The 15,586-nt window shown below is 70.6% G+C and carries 12 protein-coding genes; all 12 read right to left on the minus strand.

Going from position 1 to position 15,586, the window contains the following annotated elements; all coding sequences use genetic code 11:
- Nucleotides 1–18: 18 nt before the first annotated feature.
- Genes ftsA through ftsL form a run of 12 tightly spaced genes read right to left on the minus strand, consistent with a single transcriptional unit; the run spans nucleotide 19 to nucleotide 15,555 of the window.
- Nucleotides 19–1,248, minus strand: coding sequence for a cell division protein FtsA (gene ftsA, locus AC07RV_RS22415; RefSeq protein ID WP_093353387.1), 1,230 nt, complete (start codon nucleotides 1,246–1,248; stop codon nucleotides 19–21).
- 21 nt (nucleotides 1,249–1,269) lie between these two features.
- Nucleotides 1,270–2,061 (minus strand): cell division protein FtsQ/DivIB, encoded by a 792-nt coding sequence (locus AC07RV_RS22420; protein ID WP_093353385.1) that lies wholly within the window; start codon nucleotides 2,059–2,061, stop codon nucleotides 1,270–1,272.
- 2 nt (nucleotides 2,062–2,063) lie between these two features.
- Nucleotides 2,064–3,035: a D-alanine--D-alanine ligase gene (locus tag AC07RV_RS22425; RefSeq protein ID WP_093353382.1), complete on the minus strand. Its 972-nt coding sequence runs from the start codon at nucleotides 3,033–3,035 to the stop codon at nucleotides 2,064–2,066.
- Nucleotides 3,032–4,501, minus strand: coding sequence for a UDP-N-acetylmuramate--L-alanine ligase (gene murC / locus AC07RV_RS22430; RefSeq protein WP_296780839.1), 1,470 nt, complete (start codon nucleotides 4,499–4,501; stop codon nucleotides 3,032–3,034). Before murC ends, AC07RV_RS22425 begins: the two co-directional genes overlap by 4 nt.
- Nucleotides 4,498–5,562, minus strand: coding sequence for an undecaprenyldiphospho-muramoylpentapeptide beta-N-acetylglucosaminyltransferase (gene murG / locus AC07RV_RS22435; protein WP_296780842.1), 1,065 nt, complete (start codon nucleotides 5,560–5,562; stop codon nucleotides 4,498–4,500). Before murG ends, murC begins: the two co-directional genes overlap by 4 nt.
- Nucleotides 5,559–6,857, minus strand: a complete 1,299-nt coding sequence (gene ftsW / locus AC07RV_RS22440) for a putative lipid II flippase FtsW (protein ID WP_093353377.1) — start codon at nucleotides 6,855–6,857, stop codon at nucleotides 5,559–5,561. Before ftsW ends, murG begins: the two co-directional genes overlap by 4 nt.
- Entirely contained in the window at nucleotides 6,854–9,235 is a 2,382-nt protein-coding gene (locus AC07RV_RS22445; protein WP_296780846.1) for a Mur ligase family protein, read from the minus strand. Before AC07RV_RS22445 ends, ftsW begins: the two co-directional genes overlap by 4 nt.
- Before the next feature lie 10 nt (nucleotides 9,236–9,245).
- Complete coding sequence (gene mraY / locus AC07RV_RS22450) at nucleotides 9,246–10,424, minus strand: phospho-N-acetylmuramoyl-pentapeptide-transferase (protein ID WP_057597027.1); 1,179 nt, start codon at nucleotides 10,422–10,424, stop codon at nucleotides 9,246–9,248.
- 22 nt (nucleotides 10,425–10,446) lie between these two features.
- Entirely contained in the window at nucleotides 10,447–11,907 is a 1,461-nt protein-coding gene (locus tag AC07RV_RS22455; RefSeq protein WP_296780848.1) for a UDP-N-acetylmuramoyl-tripeptide--D-alanyl-D-alanine ligase, read from the minus strand.
- Nucleotides 11,904–13,460 carry a Mur ligase family protein gene (locus AC07RV_RS22460; protein WP_296780851.1) on the minus strand — a complete coding sequence of 519 codons (1,557 nt, stop codon included), beginning with the start codon at nucleotides 13,458–13,460 and terminating at the stop codon, nucleotides 11,904–11,906. The genes AC07RV_RS22455 and AC07RV_RS22460 overlap by 4 nt, the downstream gene beginning before the upstream one ends.
- A 2-nt stretch (nucleotides 13,461–13,462) precedes the next feature.
- Entirely contained in the window at nucleotides 13,463–15,211 is a 1,749-nt protein-coding gene (locus tag AC07RV_RS22465; protein ID WP_093353367.1) for a peptidoglycan D,D-transpeptidase FtsI family protein, read from the minus strand.
- Nucleotides 15,208–15,555: a cell division protein FtsL gene (gene ftsL / locus AC07RV_RS22470; RefSeq protein WP_296780855.1), complete on the minus strand. Its 348-nt coding sequence runs from the start codon at nucleotides 15,553–15,555 to the stop codon at nucleotides 15,208–15,210. The genes AC07RV_RS22465 and ftsL overlap by 4 nt, the downstream gene beginning before the upstream one ends.
- Nucleotides 15,556–15,586 lie beyond the last annotated feature (31 nt).

Here is a 15,586-nt window from a genome sequence, read left to right on the forward strand (position 1 = left end):
GTGGGGAGTGGCTCATGGTCAGAAGTTCCCCACGATGAAGTCCTTGAAACGTCCGAACGCGGTTTTTACCGAGCCGTTCTTCTGTGCCACCTTGAAGCCGCGCATGCGTGCGAAGCGGGCCTCCTCGAGCAGGCCCATCACGGTGGCCGCGCGCGGCTGCGCGACCATGTCCGAGAGCGCGCTCGAATACTTCGGGATGCCGCGGCGCACGGGCTTGAGGAAGATGTCCTCGCCGAGCTCGACCATGCCGGGCATCACGGCGCTGCCGCCGGTGAGCACCACGCCGGACGACAGCACTTCCTCGTAGCCCGACTCGCGCACCACCTGCTGCACCAGCGAGAAGATCTCCTCGATGCGCGGCTCGATCACGCCGGCCAGCGCCTGCTTGCTCAGCATGCGCGGACCGCGGTCGCCGAGGCCGGGCACCTCGACCTGCGTGTCGGGATCGGCCAGCAGCTGCTTGGCGAAGCCGTTCTCGACCTTGATGTCCTCCGCGTCCTTGGTCGGCGTGCGCAGCGCCATCGCGATGTCGCTGGTGATCAGGTCGCCCGCGATCGGGATCACCGCCGTGTGGCGGATCGCGCCGTTGGTGAAGATCGCGACGTCGGTGGTGCCGGCGCCGATGTCCACCAGCACCACGCCGAGCTCGCGCTCGTCCTCGGTCAGCACCGCCTGGCTCGAGGCCAGCGGGTTCAGCATCAGCTGGTCGACCTCGAGGCCGCAGCGGCGCACGCACTTGATGATGTTCTCGGCCGCGCTCTGCGCGCCGGTCACGATGTGCACCTTGGCCTCGAGCCGCATGCCGCTCATGCCGATCGGCTCCTTCACGTCCTGGCCATCGATCACAAACTCCTGCGGCTCCACCAGCAGCAGGCGCTGGTCGCTCGAGATGTTGATGGCACGCGCGGTCTCGACCACGCGCGCCACGTCGGCCGGCGTCACTTCCTTGTCCTTCACCGCCACCATGCCGCTGGAGTTGATGCCGCGGATGTGGCTGCCGGTGATGCCGGTGTAGACGCGGCCGATCTTGCAGTCGGCCATCAGCTCCGCTTCCTTGAGCGCCTGCTGGATGCTCTGCACGGTCGCGTCGATGTTCACCACCACGCCGCGCTTGAGGCCATTGCTCGGCGCGATGCCGAGCCCCGCGAGCTTGAGCTCGCCGCCGGGCAGCACCTCGGCCACGACCACCATCACCTTCGCGGTGCCGATGTCGAGGCCGACAACCAGGTCTTTGTATTCTTTGGGCATCGATATGTCCTCGGTATTCGTCTATTTCTTCTTGGGCGTCTTGGGGTCGGTCACCACGGTGGTGACGCCGCGCAACCGCAACGCATAGGCGTCGTTGTGGCGCAGGTCGGCGCCCTCGACGTCCTCCATGGTCCGGCGGTACTGCCCCGCGACCTGCGTCACGGTCTTCAGGAAGCGCTGCAGCCGCGCCGCCACCTCCTCGCCCTGACCCCGGCCCAGTTCGATCGTGGCGCCGCTATCGAGCTGCGCGCGCCAGCTGCCCCGGCTCGACAGCGTGAGCGCATCGAGTTCGAGGTCGTAGGGCGCGAACATCGGCTGCAGCACGCGGTACATGCCCAGCACCTGTCCGGCCTGCTCGATCGGGCCGTCCAGCCGCGGCAGCTTGTCGTCGACCTCCGCCACGTTGGCCTCGAACACATCGCCGAAGCCGTTGATCAGCTTGGAGCTGGCCTCGTCGCCCCAGTTGGCCACCGGCACCTGCTCGGTCAGCGTCACGCGCAGCTTGTTCGGGAACTCGCGCCGCACCACCGCGCTGCGCACCCACGGCACCGACTCGAAGGCGGTGCGCGCGCGCGCGAGGTCGACGGTGAAGAAGTTGCCGTTGAGCTGCGGCGCCACGTTGGCGCGCAGGGTGACGGCGTTGTTGTGCGTCACCTCGCCGTCGACCTTGATGCCCGCGATCGGAAAGAAAGGCTGGCGCAGCACCCACCAGGCGCCCGCGGCGAGCAGCATCAGGCCCACCGCCACGAATGCGAGGTTCGCGACGATGTTCATGAGCTTGACGTCGAAGGGCGTGGGGATGCTGTCGGCCATCTTCAGTGCGCGCCTCCCGTGGCGTCGAGCGTGGCCGTGGCCAGCACGCGCAGGCAGAGTTCCTCGTAGGCGATGCCCGCCGCGCGTGCCGACATCGGCACCAGCGAATGGCTGGTCATGCCCGGCGAGGTGTTCATCTCGAGCAGGAAGGGCTTGCGGTCGCTGGCGCGGATCATCACGTCGGCGCGGCCCCAGCCGCGGCAGCCGAGCGTGCGGTAGGCCGCCAGCGTGATGCGCTGGATCTCGCGCTCCTCCGCCTCGGGCAGGCCGCTCGGGCAGTGGTATTTCACGTCGTCGGTGAAGTACTTGTTCTGGTAGTCGTAGGCCCCCTCGGGCGCGGCGATGCGCACCACCGGCAGCGCATGCGCGTCGAGGCCGCTGCCGAGCACGGCGCAGGTGACTTCCTCGCCCTCGATGAACTCCTCGCAGAGCACGTCGGCGTCGTACTTGACCGACAGCGTCACCGCGTCCTGCATCTGCGAATAGCCCTCGACCTTGGTCACGCCGATCGAAGAACCCTCGCGCGGCGGCTTCACGATCAGCGGCAGGCCCAGCACGTCGGGCACCGCCATCACCTGTTCGCGGCTCTGCTGGTCGAAGGCCAGGCGCACGTACTTGGGCGTGGGCAGGCCGTCGGCCTGCCAGATGCGCTTGGTCATGACCTTGTCCATCGCCACGCTCGAGGCCATCACGCCCGAGCCGGTGTAGGGAATGCCGAGCATCTCGAGCGCGCCCTGTACCGTGCCGTCCTCGCCGTGGCGGCCATGCAGCGCCACGAAGCAGCGCGCGAAGCCCTCGCGCCGGAGCTCGGACAGGTCGCGCTGCGACGGGTCGAAGGCATGGGCGTCGACGCCGCGCGAGCGCAGCGCCTCGAGCACGCCGGTGCCCGACATCAGCGAGACCTCGCGCTCGGCCGAACTGCCGCCGAACAGCACGGCGACCTTGCCGAAGAGTTTGGGATCCTGAAGGCTCACGACGCCTCCCCCTTGTGCGCAGCGTGCTGCGATGTCGTGGATGAAGAAGAAGCGGGCACCGCCGGCGCCGCGCCGAGCTCGACCACCTTGCCCGGCACCGCGCCGATAGAGCCCGCGCCCATGCACAGCACCACGTCGCCGGCACGCGCGTTGTCGAGGATGGCCTGCGGCATCGCGGCGATGTCGTCGACGAACACCGGCTCGACCTTGCCGGCCACGCGCAGCGCGCGCGCCAGCGTGCGGCCGTCGGCCGCCACGATGGGCTGCTCGCCGGCCGCGTAGACCTCGCCGAGCAGCACCGCGTCGGCGGTGCCGATGACCTTGACGAAGTCCTCGAAGCAGTCGCGCGTGCGGGTGTAGCGGTGCGGCTGGAAGGCCAGCACCAGGCGCCGGCCCGGGAAGGCACCGCGCGCGGCCGCGAGCGTGGCGGCCATCTCCACCGGGTGGTGGCCGTAGTCGTCGATCACGGTGAAGCTGCCGTCGCCGGCCCCGGCCGCGACCTCGCCATAGCTCTGGAAGCGCCGGCCCACGCCCTTGAAGCCGGCCAGCCCGCGCTGCACCGCCTCGTCGGCGATGCCGAGCTCGACCGCCACCGCGATCACCGACAGCGCATTGCGCACGTTGTGCTCGCCCGGCAGGTTCAGCACCACCGGCAGGTCGGGCAGGGTCACGCCGTTGCGGCGCTGCGCGGTGAAGTGCATCTGGCCGCCGACGGCGCGCACGTCGACCGCGCGCACCTGGGCGTCCTCGCCGAAGCCGTAGCTGGTGACCGGGCAGGTCACGTCGGCCACGATCTCGCGCACCGCCGGATCGTCGGTGCACAGGATCGCCGTGCCGTAGAAGGGCATGCGGTGCAGGAAGTCGACGAAGGCCTTCTTCAGCTTGCCGAAGTCGTGCCCGTAGGTCTCCATGTGGTCGGCGTCGATGTTCGTGACCACCGCCATCACCGGCAGCAGGTTCAGGAACGAGGCGTCGGATTCGTCGGCCTCGACCACGATGTAGTCGCCGCTGCCGAGCTGCGCGTTGGCGCCCGCGCTGTTGAGCCGGCCGCCGATCACGAAGGTGGGATCGAGCCCCGCGGCCGCGAGCACGCTCGCCACCAGGCTGGTGGTGGTGGTCTTGCCGTGCGTGCCGGCGATCGCGATGCCCTGCTTCAGGCGCATCAGCTCGGCCAGCATGACGGCGCGCGGCACGACCGGGATGCGCTTCTCGCGCGCGGTCAGCACCTCGGGGTTGTCGGCCTGCACCGCGGTCGAGGTCACGACCGCGTCGGCGCCCTCGACGTTCGAGGCCGCATGGCCCACGAAGGTGCCGATGCCCAGGCCCGCGAGCCGGCGCAGCGTGGCGCTGTCGGACAGGTCGGAGCCGGTGATGCGGTAGCCGAGGTTCAGCAGCACTTCGGCGATGCCGCTCATGCCGGAGCCGCCGATGCCGACGAAGTGGATGTGGCGAATCGCGTGTTTCATCGTGCCAGCTCCTCGCAAGCGCGCACCATCGCCTCGACGGCCTCGGTTTTCTGCATCGTCCTGGCGCGTTCGGCGCGTTCGATCAGTTCGGTTCGTTGTGTCTTCTGTAGCAAATCGGCCAGCAATTCAGGGGTGAGATCGGTCTGTTGCACCAGCCAGCCGCCGCCGGCATCGACGAGGAAGCGCGCGTTGGTGGTCTGGTGGTCGTCGACCGCGGAAGGAAAAGGCACGAACAGCGCCGCGGCGCCGACGGCCGCGATTTCGGTCACGGTGCTGGCACCGGCGCGCGCGACGATGAGGTCGGCCTCGGCATAGGCCAGGGCCGTGTCCTCGATGAAGGGCGTGAGCTCGCCCTCGACGCCGGCGGCCGCGTAGTTGGCGCGCAGCTCGTCGATCTGCTTGGCGCCGCTCTGATGCAGCACCTGCGGGCGCGTGCCCGGCTCGATGCGCGCGAGCGCCTGCGGCACCACCGCGTTGAGCGCCTTGGCGCCGAGGCTGCCGCCGACCACCAGCAGCTTGAGCGGACCGCTGCGGCCCGCGAAGCGTTCGGCCGGCGCAGGCTGCGAGGTGAAGGCCGCGCGCAGCGGGTTGCCGATCCACTGCGCCTTCTTGAGCACGTTGGGAAAGGCCGTGAAGACGCGGTCGGCCACGCCCGCCAGCACCTTGTTGGCGAGGCCCGCGACCGAGTTCTGCTCGTGCAGCACCAGCGGCTTGTTGAGCAGCACGCCCATCATGCCGCCCGGAAAAGTGATGTAGCCGCCCAGGCCCACGAGCACGTCGGGCTTCACGCGGCGCACCACGCGCAGGCTCTGCCAGAAGGCGCGCAGCAGGCGCAGCGGCAGCAGGAACAGCGTGAGCGGGCCCTTGCCGCGCACGCCGCCGAACTGCACCGGCTCGAAGGCGAAGCCGCGCGGCGGCACCAGCTTCTCTTCCATGCCGCCGGGCGCGCCCAGCCAGTGCACGCGCCAGCCGCGCTCGCGCAGCGCCTCGGCCACGGCGAGGCCCGGGAAGATGTGGCCGCCGGTGCCGCCGGCCATCACGAGTGCGGTGCGGCCGGTCATACGCGGCCTCCCCGCATCAACACACGATTCTCATAGTCGATGCGCAGCACGATCGCCAGCGCCACCATGTTCATCAGGATCGCCGAGCCGCCGAAGCTCATCAGCGGCAGCGTGAGGCCCTTGGTCGGCAGCGCGCCGAGGTTCACGCCCATGTTGATGAAGGCCTGGAAGCCGATCCACACGCCCACGCCCTGGGCCACGAGGCCCGAGAACACGCGGTCGAGCGCGATGGCCTGGCGGCCGATGTGCATCACGCGGCGCGTGAGCCAGAGGAACAGGCCGATGATCAGCAGCACGCCGACCAGGCCGAACTCCTCGCCGATCACGGCCAGCAGGAAGTCGGTGTGGGCCTCGGGCAGCCAGTGCAGCTTCTCGACGCTGCCGCCGAGGCCGACGCCGAAGATCTCGCCGCGGCCGATGGCGATCAGCGAATGCGAGAGCTGGTAGCCCTTGCCGAGCGCGTGCTCCTCGCTCCACGGATCGAGGTAGGCGAAGATCCGCTCGCGCCGCCACGGGCTGGTGGCGACGATGGTGCCGAAGGCCACCACCACCAGCGCGGCGATCACGAAGAACATGCGCGCGTTCACGCCGCCCAGGAACAGGATGCCCATCGCGATCACCGCGATCACCATGAAGGCGCCCATGTCGGGCTCGGCCATCACCAGCATGCCGACCACCACCACCGCGATGCCCATCGGCAGCACGGCGCGGAAGAAGCGCTCCTTGATCTCCATCTTGCGCACCATGTAGCTGGCGGCATAGAGCACCATCGCGACCTTCGCGAGCTCGGAGGGCTGGAAGCGCATGAAGCCCATCGGCAGCCAGCGCCGCGCGCCGTTCACGCTGATGCCGATGTGCGGAATCAGCACCGCCACCAGCAGCAGCAGCGAGGCCACGAACAGCCAGGGCGCGGCGCGCTCCCAGGTCTTCATCGGGATCTGGAAGGCCAGCAGCGCGGCGATGAAGGCGAACACCACCGAGGCCGCGTGCCGCGTGAGGAAGTACGAGGCGCTGTAGCCGGCGCGCGCGAAGCGCGGGTTGTCGGGCAGCGCGATCGAGGCCGAATAGACCATGATCAGGCCCCAGGTCAGCAGCGCGACCGTGACCCACACCAGCGCCTGGTCGAAGCCCAGCACGCGGATCGGCGTGGCCTTGGTCTGCGTGAAGCCGGCGCCGCCGAGGCGCACCGGCAGGTGCACCGGCAGCGCATCGATGCCGCTGCGCGCGCGCCGGAACCAGCCGCTGAAGCGGCCGGGCCGGGTGTTGGGCGTGGCGCCCGCGGCGGCGGAGTTCACGATGCCGGTCCTTCCGTCGAATCGGGGGCGGCCTGCGTGCGCGGCTCGCCCGGTTCCCCGAAGTCGCGCGGTTCGTCCTCGAGCGCCTGCACGGCCTCGCGGAACACCGCCGCGCGGTGCGGGTAGTTCTTGAACATGTCGAAGCTCGCACAGGCCGGTGACAGCAGCACGGCATCGCCGGGGTGGGCGCGGCGCGCGGCCATCTGCACGGCCTCGTGCATCGAGCCCGCATGCATCAGCGTGACGCCGGTGGCAGCCAGCGCGGCCTCGATCAGCGGCGCGTCGCGGCCGATCAGCACCACGGCGCGCGCGTACTGGCGCACCGGCAGCGCGAGCGGCTCGAAGTCCTGGCCCTTGCCCTCGCCACCGAGGATCACGACCACGCGGCGGTCCTCGCCGAGGCCGCCGAGCGCCGCCACGGTGGCGCCCACGTTGGTGCCCTTGCTGTCGTCGAAGTACTCGACGTCGTCGATCAGCGCCACCGGCTCGACGCGGTGCGGCTCGCCGCGGTACTCGCGCAGGCCGTAGAGCATCGGGCCGAGCGGGCAGTCGGCCGCGTTCGCGAGCGCCAGCGCGGCGAGCGCGTTCATCGCGTTGTGGCGGCCGCGGATGCGCAGCGCATCGGCCGGCATCAGGCGCTGCACGAAGATCTCTTCCTCGACCACCTGGCCGCGCTTGCGCTTCTGCGTCTCGTCGGCCTCGTGCGCGCGCACCAGCCAGCTCATGCCGTTGACGCGCTCGATGCCGTAGTCGCCGGGGCGCTGCGGCATGCTCGCGCCGAAGGTGACGTGCGGGCGCACCTGCACGCGCTGCGCCTTGGGCTTGGCCGGCGCGCGGCGTGCGCCGCGGGCGTTCACCACTTCCTCGACGGGCTTGACGGGCTCCTGGCCGGCGGTGGCGAGCATCGCCATCACGGCCGGGTCGTCGCGGTTGAGCACCATCAGCGCGGTCTTGCCGAAGATGCGCGACTTGGCCTGCGCATAGGCCGGCATGTCGCCATGCCAGTCCAGGTGGTCCTGCGTGAGGTTGAGCACCGTCGCGGCCGCGGGCTCGAAGCCCTGCACGCCGTCGAGCTGGAAGCTCGAGAGCTCGATCACCCAGGCCTCGGGCAGCGTGCCGGCGTCGATATGCGCGCTCAGCGTGTCGAGCAGGGTCGGGCCGATGTTGCCGGCCACCGCCACGCTCTTGCCGCCGCGCTCGATGAGCTGGCCGGTCAGCGCCGTGACCGTGGTCTTGCCGTTGGTGCCGGTGATCGCGAGCACGACCGGCGTGTAGCCCTTCGCGGGTTCGGGCGCGGGGGCCGGCTCGGGCTGGGCTTCGGGCTGCGGCGCGGGCTCTTCCTCGGCCACGGCCGAGGCGGGATTGGTGGCGGCGAACTCGGCGATCTTCGCGACGAAGTCGGCCGCTTCCTTCGCGGCCGTGGCGACGTAGGGCTTGCCGACCGTGAAGGCCGGCAGGTTCGATGCGGGCTTGGAAGCCGGTGCGGCGACGGGCGCGACGGGCGCCTCGGACTCGGCGGACTCGGCGGACTCGGCCGGTTCGGGCTGCGTGCCTTCGGCGGCCTTCGGCGTTGCGATCGCGGCGGGTTCGGCGCCCTGCGCCGGCGCGGCCTCGACGCCTTCCTGCACCACGGGCGCATCGGCGACCGGCGCCTCGGGTTCGGGCGGCTGCAGCACGGGGACGCTCAGCGACGGATCGCGCGGCATCGATTCGGGCACGGCGGCGGGAGCGCGCGGTGCCTCGGGTGTTGCTTCGACGAGCTCAGGCACGGGCTCGGCGGGCGATGCCTCGCTCGCGGGTGCCACGACTTCGATGGCCTCGGCCACTGCCGGAGTCTCGGGCGTGGCCGGTTCGATCGCGACCGCTTCCGCAGCGACGGCTTCCTCCGCGACCGGCGCTTGAACTTCGGGCAGCACGACAGGCGCCTCCGCCTCGGGCACCGGCTCGCTCTCGGGTGGCACCGCTGCCTCCAGCGCCAGTTCGCCTTGCGCCGCGCTTTCCTCTTCCACCTCGACCACCGCCGGCGTCTCGACGATGGCGAGATCCGCCAGCGCGCGCGCGAACAGGTCGAGCTCGCCGCCCACCGGCAGGCCGACCGCACGCGCCGCATCGGCCACCGGCGCGATGGTCTCGGGGCTCAGGCCCGGCGAGCGGTAGACGGCGCGGATGGGCGTGCCCTCGATCAGCGCGGCCGTGAACGGCCCGCCGACGAACACCGCCTCGGGCCACTCGGCGCGCAGCGTGTCGAGCAGGGCCGGCGCCTCGCGCGTGTCGGCCACCGTCACCTGCGCGCCATGGCGCGCGCACCAGCGCGCCATCGCCAGCCCGGACGCGCCGAGGCCGAGGATGAGGACGGGGAGGTCTTTCAGGTGCCGCATGCGTTTTCTCTCAGCGCAGCTTCAGCGTCGACAGGCCCACGAGGCACAGCAGCATCGTGATGATCCAGAAGCGCACCACGACCTGCGTCTCGCGCCAGCCGCTCTTCTCGAAGTGGTGGTGCAGCGGCGCCATCTTGAGCACGCGGCGGCCCTCGCCGAAGCGCTTCTTCGTGTACTTGAAGTAGGTGACCTGGGCCATCACCGAGATCGCCTCGACCACGAAGATGCCGCCCATGATGAAGAACACGATCTCCTGGCGCACGATGACCGCGATGGTGCCCAGCGCGCCGCCGAGCGCGAGCGCGCCCACGTCGCCCATGAAGACCTGCGCCGGATGGGTGTTGAACCAGAGGAAGGCCAGGCCCGCGCCGGCCATCGCCGAGCAGAACACCAGCAGCTCGCCCGAGCCCGGGATGTTCGGGAACAGCAGGTACTTCGAGTAGACCGCGCTGCCGGTCACGTAGGCGAACACGCCCAGCGCCGAGCCCACCATCACCACCGGCATGATCGCCAGGCCGTCGAGGCCGTCGGTGAGGTTCACCGCGTTGCTCGCGCCCACGATCACCAGGTAGGTCAGGATCACGAAGCCGATGCCGCCCAGCGGATAGCTGACTTCCTTGAAGAAGGGCACCAGCAGGTTGATCTTGGGCGGGAAGTCGAGGTCGAAGCCCGACTGCACCCAGGCGAAGAACAGCTGCAGCACGCGCCAGTTCGAGCTCTCGGAGATGCTGAACAGCAGGTAGAAGGCCGCGAGCAGCCCCACCACCGATTGCCAGAAGTACTTCTCGCGCGAGCGCATGCCCTCGGGGTCCTTGTGCACCACCTTGCGCCAGTCGTCGACCCAGCCGATCGCGCCGAAGCCCAGCGTGACCCACAGCACGATCCAGACGAAGCGGTTCGAGAGGTCGAACCACAGGATGGTGGCGAAGGCGATCGCGAACAGCACCAGCACGCCGCCCATGGTGGGCGTGCCGCTCTTGCTCAGGTGGGTCTCCATCGCGTAGCCGCGCACCGGCTGGCCGATCTTCAGCGCGGTCAGGCGCCGGATCACGTACGGACCGGCCACGAGGCCGACCACGAGCGCGGTCAGCGCCGCCATCAGCGCGCGGAAGGTCAGGTACTGGAACACCCGCAGGAACCCGAGTTCCGGCGAGAGGGTCTGCAGCCATTGGGCCAGGCTCATGAACATGAAATTGCGCACCGCCCCCGCATCAGGGACGGCCTCCTTCTTGTTGTGGTTGTGTCTGCGGGGTCGCACCCTGCGCGGCGATGGCCTGGACCACGCGTTCCATCTTCATGGAGCGCGAGCCCTTGACCAGCACGCTGCCGACCAGCGGCAGCCGCGCGAGCACCGCGGCGTTCAGGGTGTCGATGTCCTCGAAATGGCGGCCGCCGCCGACCGTGGCCGCGTCGCCGCGCTGGAAGGCGGCGATGCTGTGCTCGGAAGCGCTGCCGAGCGTGTAGACGGTCTCGATGCCGCGCTGGCGCGCCCAGTCGCCGACCTCGGCATGGAATTCGTCCGAGCGCTCGCCGACCTCGGCCATGTCGCCCAGCACCAGCAGGCGCGGGCCCGGCAGCGCGGCGAGCACGTCGATCGCGGCGCGCACCGAGTCGGGGTTGGCGTTGTAGCTGTCGTCGACCAGCGTGATGGCGCGGCCGCCGGCCAGCGCGAGCGCACTGGCCTTGGAGCGGCCCTTGACCGGCTCGAAGGCATCGAGGCCGGCGGCGATGGTGTCGATCGACACGCCCGCGGCCAGCGCGCAGGCGGTGGCAGCGAGTGCATTGATCACGTTGTGGCGGCCCGCGATGTGCAGCCGCGTGGCGAAGCCGCCGAGCGGCGTGCGCACGCGCACCTGCCAGGCGCCCTGCGTCCATTCGGCGTGCTCGAGGCCGATGTCGGCATCGTCGTGCTCGCCGAAGGTGAGGCAGCGGCGCGTGGCGCCGTCGCGCGCCATGTCGCTCCACAGCGTGGTGAACTCGTCGCCGTGCGGGAACACGGCCGTGCCGTCGTCGGGCAGCGCCGCGAATACGGCGGCGTTCTCGACCGCCACGGCCTCGACGCTGACCATGAACTCCTGGTGCTCGCGCTGGGCGTTGTTCACCAGCGCGATGGTCGGGCGCGAGATGGCGGCCAGCCGCGCGATCTCGCCCGGGTGGTTCATGCCGAGCTCGACCACCGCGCGCTGGTGCTGGGCGCGCAGGCGCAGCAGGGTCAGCGGCACGCCGATCTCGTTGTTGAAGTTGCCGGCGGTCGCTAGCGCGCGCTCGGGCTTCGAGGCCATCAGGATGGCCGCGATCATCTGGGTGACGGTGGTCTTGCCGTTGCTGCCCGTCACGGCGATCAGCGGCAGCGAGAACTGCGCGCGCCAGTGCGCGCCGATGGCGCCGAGCGCCACCAGGGTGTCGGGCACCTCGAGGCCGGCCAGGCTCGCGGCCTCGAGGCCGCCGTGCGCGACCGCGGCCACCGCGCCGCTGGCACGCGCCTGCGGCAGGAAGTCGTTGGCATCGAAGTTCTCGCCCTTGAGCGCGACGAACAGGTCGCCCGTGGCCAGGGTGCGGGTGTCGGTGTGCACGCGCGCGATCACGGTCGCGGGATCGCCCACGAGGCGCGCACCCGGAATCCACTGCTGCAGCTGCGCCAGCGTCAGCGCGAGGGAGGTGGTGTCGCTCATGCGCCCCTCCGCTTCGCGAGCGCGTCGTGCGCATGGCTGCGATCGGAGAATGGCAGGCGCTGGCCCGCGATCTCCTGCCAGGCCTCGTGGCCCTTGCCGGCGATCAGCACCACGTCCTCGGGCGCGGCCTGCGCGATCGTGTCGGCGATGGCGGCCGCGCGGTCGGCCTGCACGCGCGCATGCTCGGGCCGCGCGAAGCCGCGCAGCACCTGCGCGATGATCGCGTCGGGCTTCTCGCTGCGCGGGTTGTCGCTGGTCACCACGACGTGGTCGGCCTGGCGCTCGGCCACGGCGGCCATCATCGGGCGCTTGATCGGATCGCGGTCGCCGCCGCAGCCGAACACGCACCACAGCTTGCCGCCGCGCTGCTGCGCGAGCGGGCGCAGGCCGGCCAGCGCCTTGTCGATGGCGTCGGGCGTGTGGGCGTAGTCGACCACCGCGAGTGGAGCACCGGCTTCGGCGTCCACGCGCTCCATGCGCCCCGGCACGCTGCTCAGGTTCGTGCACGCCGCCACGGCCTGCGCGAGCGTCAGGCCCAGCGCGCGCAGCGTGCCGAGCACGCCGAGCAGGTTGGCCACGTTGTACTGGCCGATCAGGCCGGTGGTCACGCGCTCGACGGCCGCGGTGCCGTGCTCGGCGACCGAGAACTGCAGGCCCTGGGCGTCGTAACCGATGTCGCGCGCCACCAGGCGCGCCGGCTTGCCGTCGGCCGACACGGTCCAGACGTCGAGCGCGCCGACGCCGGCATCGATCAGGTTGGCGCACAGGCTGGCGCCATGGGTGTCGTCGATGTTGATCACCGCGGCGCGCAGGCCGGGCCAGCGGAACAGCTCGGCCTTGGCCTGCCAGTAGGCATCCATGCTGCCGTGGTAGTCGAGGTGGTCCTGCGTAAAGTTGGTGAACACGGCCACCGCGATCTGCGCGCCGTCGAGCCGGCGCTCGGCGATGCCGATCGACGAGGCCTCGATGGCGCAGGCGCCGAAGCCGCGCTCGACCAGCGCGCGCAACTCGCGCTGCATCATCACGGGGTCGGGCGTGGTGAGGCCGGTGTAAATGAGTTCGGGCGGCACGCCGATGCCCAGCGTGCCCATCACGGCGCACGGCGAGGGCGCGTCGCGCTGCACCGTGCCGTCGGGCCGCATCGGGCGCACGCCGCCGGCCGGCCGCAGGGTCGACAGCGCTTCGGCCAGCCACCAGGCGGTGGAAGTCTTGCCGTTGGTGCCGGTCACGGCCAGCAGGTCGAGCCGGGCCGAGGGATGGTCGTAGAAGGCTGCGGCGATCGGGCCGGTGGCGGCCTTGAGGCCGGGGTAGCTGACGATGCGCTCGTCGCCCTCGAAGCCGAAGGCCTCGACGCCCTCGTGCTCGACCAGGCAGGCCGCCGCGCCCTGTGCCAGCGCCGCCGCCACGTGCTTGCGGCCGTCGGTCGCGGCGCCGGGCCAGGCGACGAACACGTCGCCCGCGGCCACCGCGCGGCTGTCGGCATGCAGCGCGCCCCGAGGCACCCGCTCCTTGAGCCAGGCCGCGGCCAGTGGGGGGGAAGTGAAGGTCAGCATGCTCAGAAGCTCTCGTCCACGCCCTGGGTCATCACCAGGGGTTTGACCGCCAGGTCGGGCGGCACGTTCATCATGCGCAGCGTCTGCTGCACGACCTCGCTGAACACGGGCGCCGCGGCCAGGCCGCCGAAGTACTGGCCGTCGCTGGGCTCGTCGATCATCACCGCGACGATGATGCGCGGCTTCTCGATCGGCGCCATGCCGGTGAACCAGGCGCGGTACTTGTTGCTCGCATAGCCCTTGCCGACCTGCTTGTGGGCCGTGCCCGACTTGCCGCCGACCGAGTAGCCGATGGTCTGCGCGCGCGTGCCGGTGCCGCCCGGGCCCGCGGCCATCTGCAGCATCTTGCGCACCGCGAGCGCGTTCGACGGCGAGAAGACGCGCACGCCGGCCGGCGGCTCGGTGTTCTTGAGGATCGTCGCCGGAATGATCGCGCCATCGTGCGCGAACGCGGTGTACGAATGTGCCATTTGAAACAGCGAGGCCGACAGGCCGTAGCCGTAGGCCATGGTGGCCTGCTCGACCGGCTTCCAGGTCTTCCAGGGCCGCAGCCGGCCGGTGACCGCGCCGGGGAACTGGATCTGCGGCTTCTGGCCGTAGCCGAGCGCGGTGTAGGTGTCCCACATCTCGTGCGGGGTCATCTTCTGCGCGATCTTGAGCGCGCCGACGTTGCTCGACTTCTGGATCACGCCCTCGACCGTCAGCGTGCCGTAGTTGTGGGTGTCGCTGATGGTGAAGCCGCCGAGCTGGTAGCGCCCGGGCGAGGTCTCGATCAGCGACGAGGGCTTGACCCGGCCGGCCTCCAGCGCCATCGCCACGGTGATCGGCTTCATGGTCGAGCCGGGCTCGAAGGTGTCGGTCATCGCGCGGTTGCGCAACTGCTCGCCCGTGAGGTTCTGGCGCTTGTCGGGCACGTAGCTCGGGTAGTTGGCCAGCGCCAGCACCTCGCCGGTGACGGCGTCGAGCACCACCACGCTGCCGGCCTTGGCCTTGCGCGCGGTCACGGCGTCACGCAGCTTCTGGTAGGCGAAGAACTGCACCTTGCTGTCGACGCTGAGCTGGATGTCCTTGCCGTCGAGCGGCGGCACCTGCTCGCCCACGCCCTCGACCACGCGGCCCAGGCGGTCCTTGATCACGCGGCGCGAGCCGGCCTTGCCGGCCAGGTCCTTGTCGAACGCGAGCTCGATGCCTTCCTGGCCGCTGTCCTCGACGTTGGTGAAGCCCACCACGTGCGCGGCGGCCTCGCCCTCGGGGTACTGGCGCTTGTATTCCTTGCGCTGGTAGATGCCCTTGAGGTTCATCGCGGCGATCTGCTTGGCGATCGGCTCGTCGACCTGGCGCTTGATCCAGACGAAGGTCTTGTCCTCGTCCTCGAGCTTCTTGTCGAAGTCCTTCTGCGGCATCTCGAGCAGCTTGGCCACCTGCTTGAGCTTGGCGCGCACCTCGGGATCGTCGCGCTCCACGTCCTCGGGAATGGCCCAGATGCTGGGCGCCACCACGCTCGACGCGAGGATCAGGCCGTTGCGGTCGAGGATGCGGCCGCGGTTGGCCGGCAGCTCGAGCGTGCGTGCGAAGCGCACCTCGCCCTGGCGCTGGAAGAAGCTGTTGCCGAACACCTGCACGTAGGCCGCGCGGCCCGCGAGCACGACGAAGCCCAGCGCGATGCCGCCGACGATGAACTTGCTGCGCCAGACCGGCGTCTTGCTCGCCAGCAGGGGGCTGGTGGTGTAGCGCACGCTGCGGCGGGTCATCGCTGCCCCCTTGCGGCGGCGGCGGCCGGCTTGTTGGCGGGCGGTGCAGGCGGCGGTGCGACCACGGCCGGGATCACGCTGCCGTCGGGACGCACGTACTGCGTGATGGCCGGCGAGGTGGTGCGCATCTGCAGCTGCTCTTTCGCGAGCTTCTCCACGCGCAGCGGCGTGGCCTGCGCGCGCTTCTCGACCTGCAGCCGGTCGTGGTCGAGCTCGAGCCGGCGCGTCTCCTGCATCGTGCGGTCGAGCTCGGTGTAGAGCTGGCGCGAGAGGTATTGCGTGTGCACGAGGTAGAGCGCCGTGGCGATCACGGACAGCAGCAGCAGCAGGTTCAGGCGTGCCATCTCAGCGGCCTCCCCGTTCGCCGCGCAGGGC

Source organism: Variovorax sp. GW821-FHT09B01, assembly GCF_059418345.1.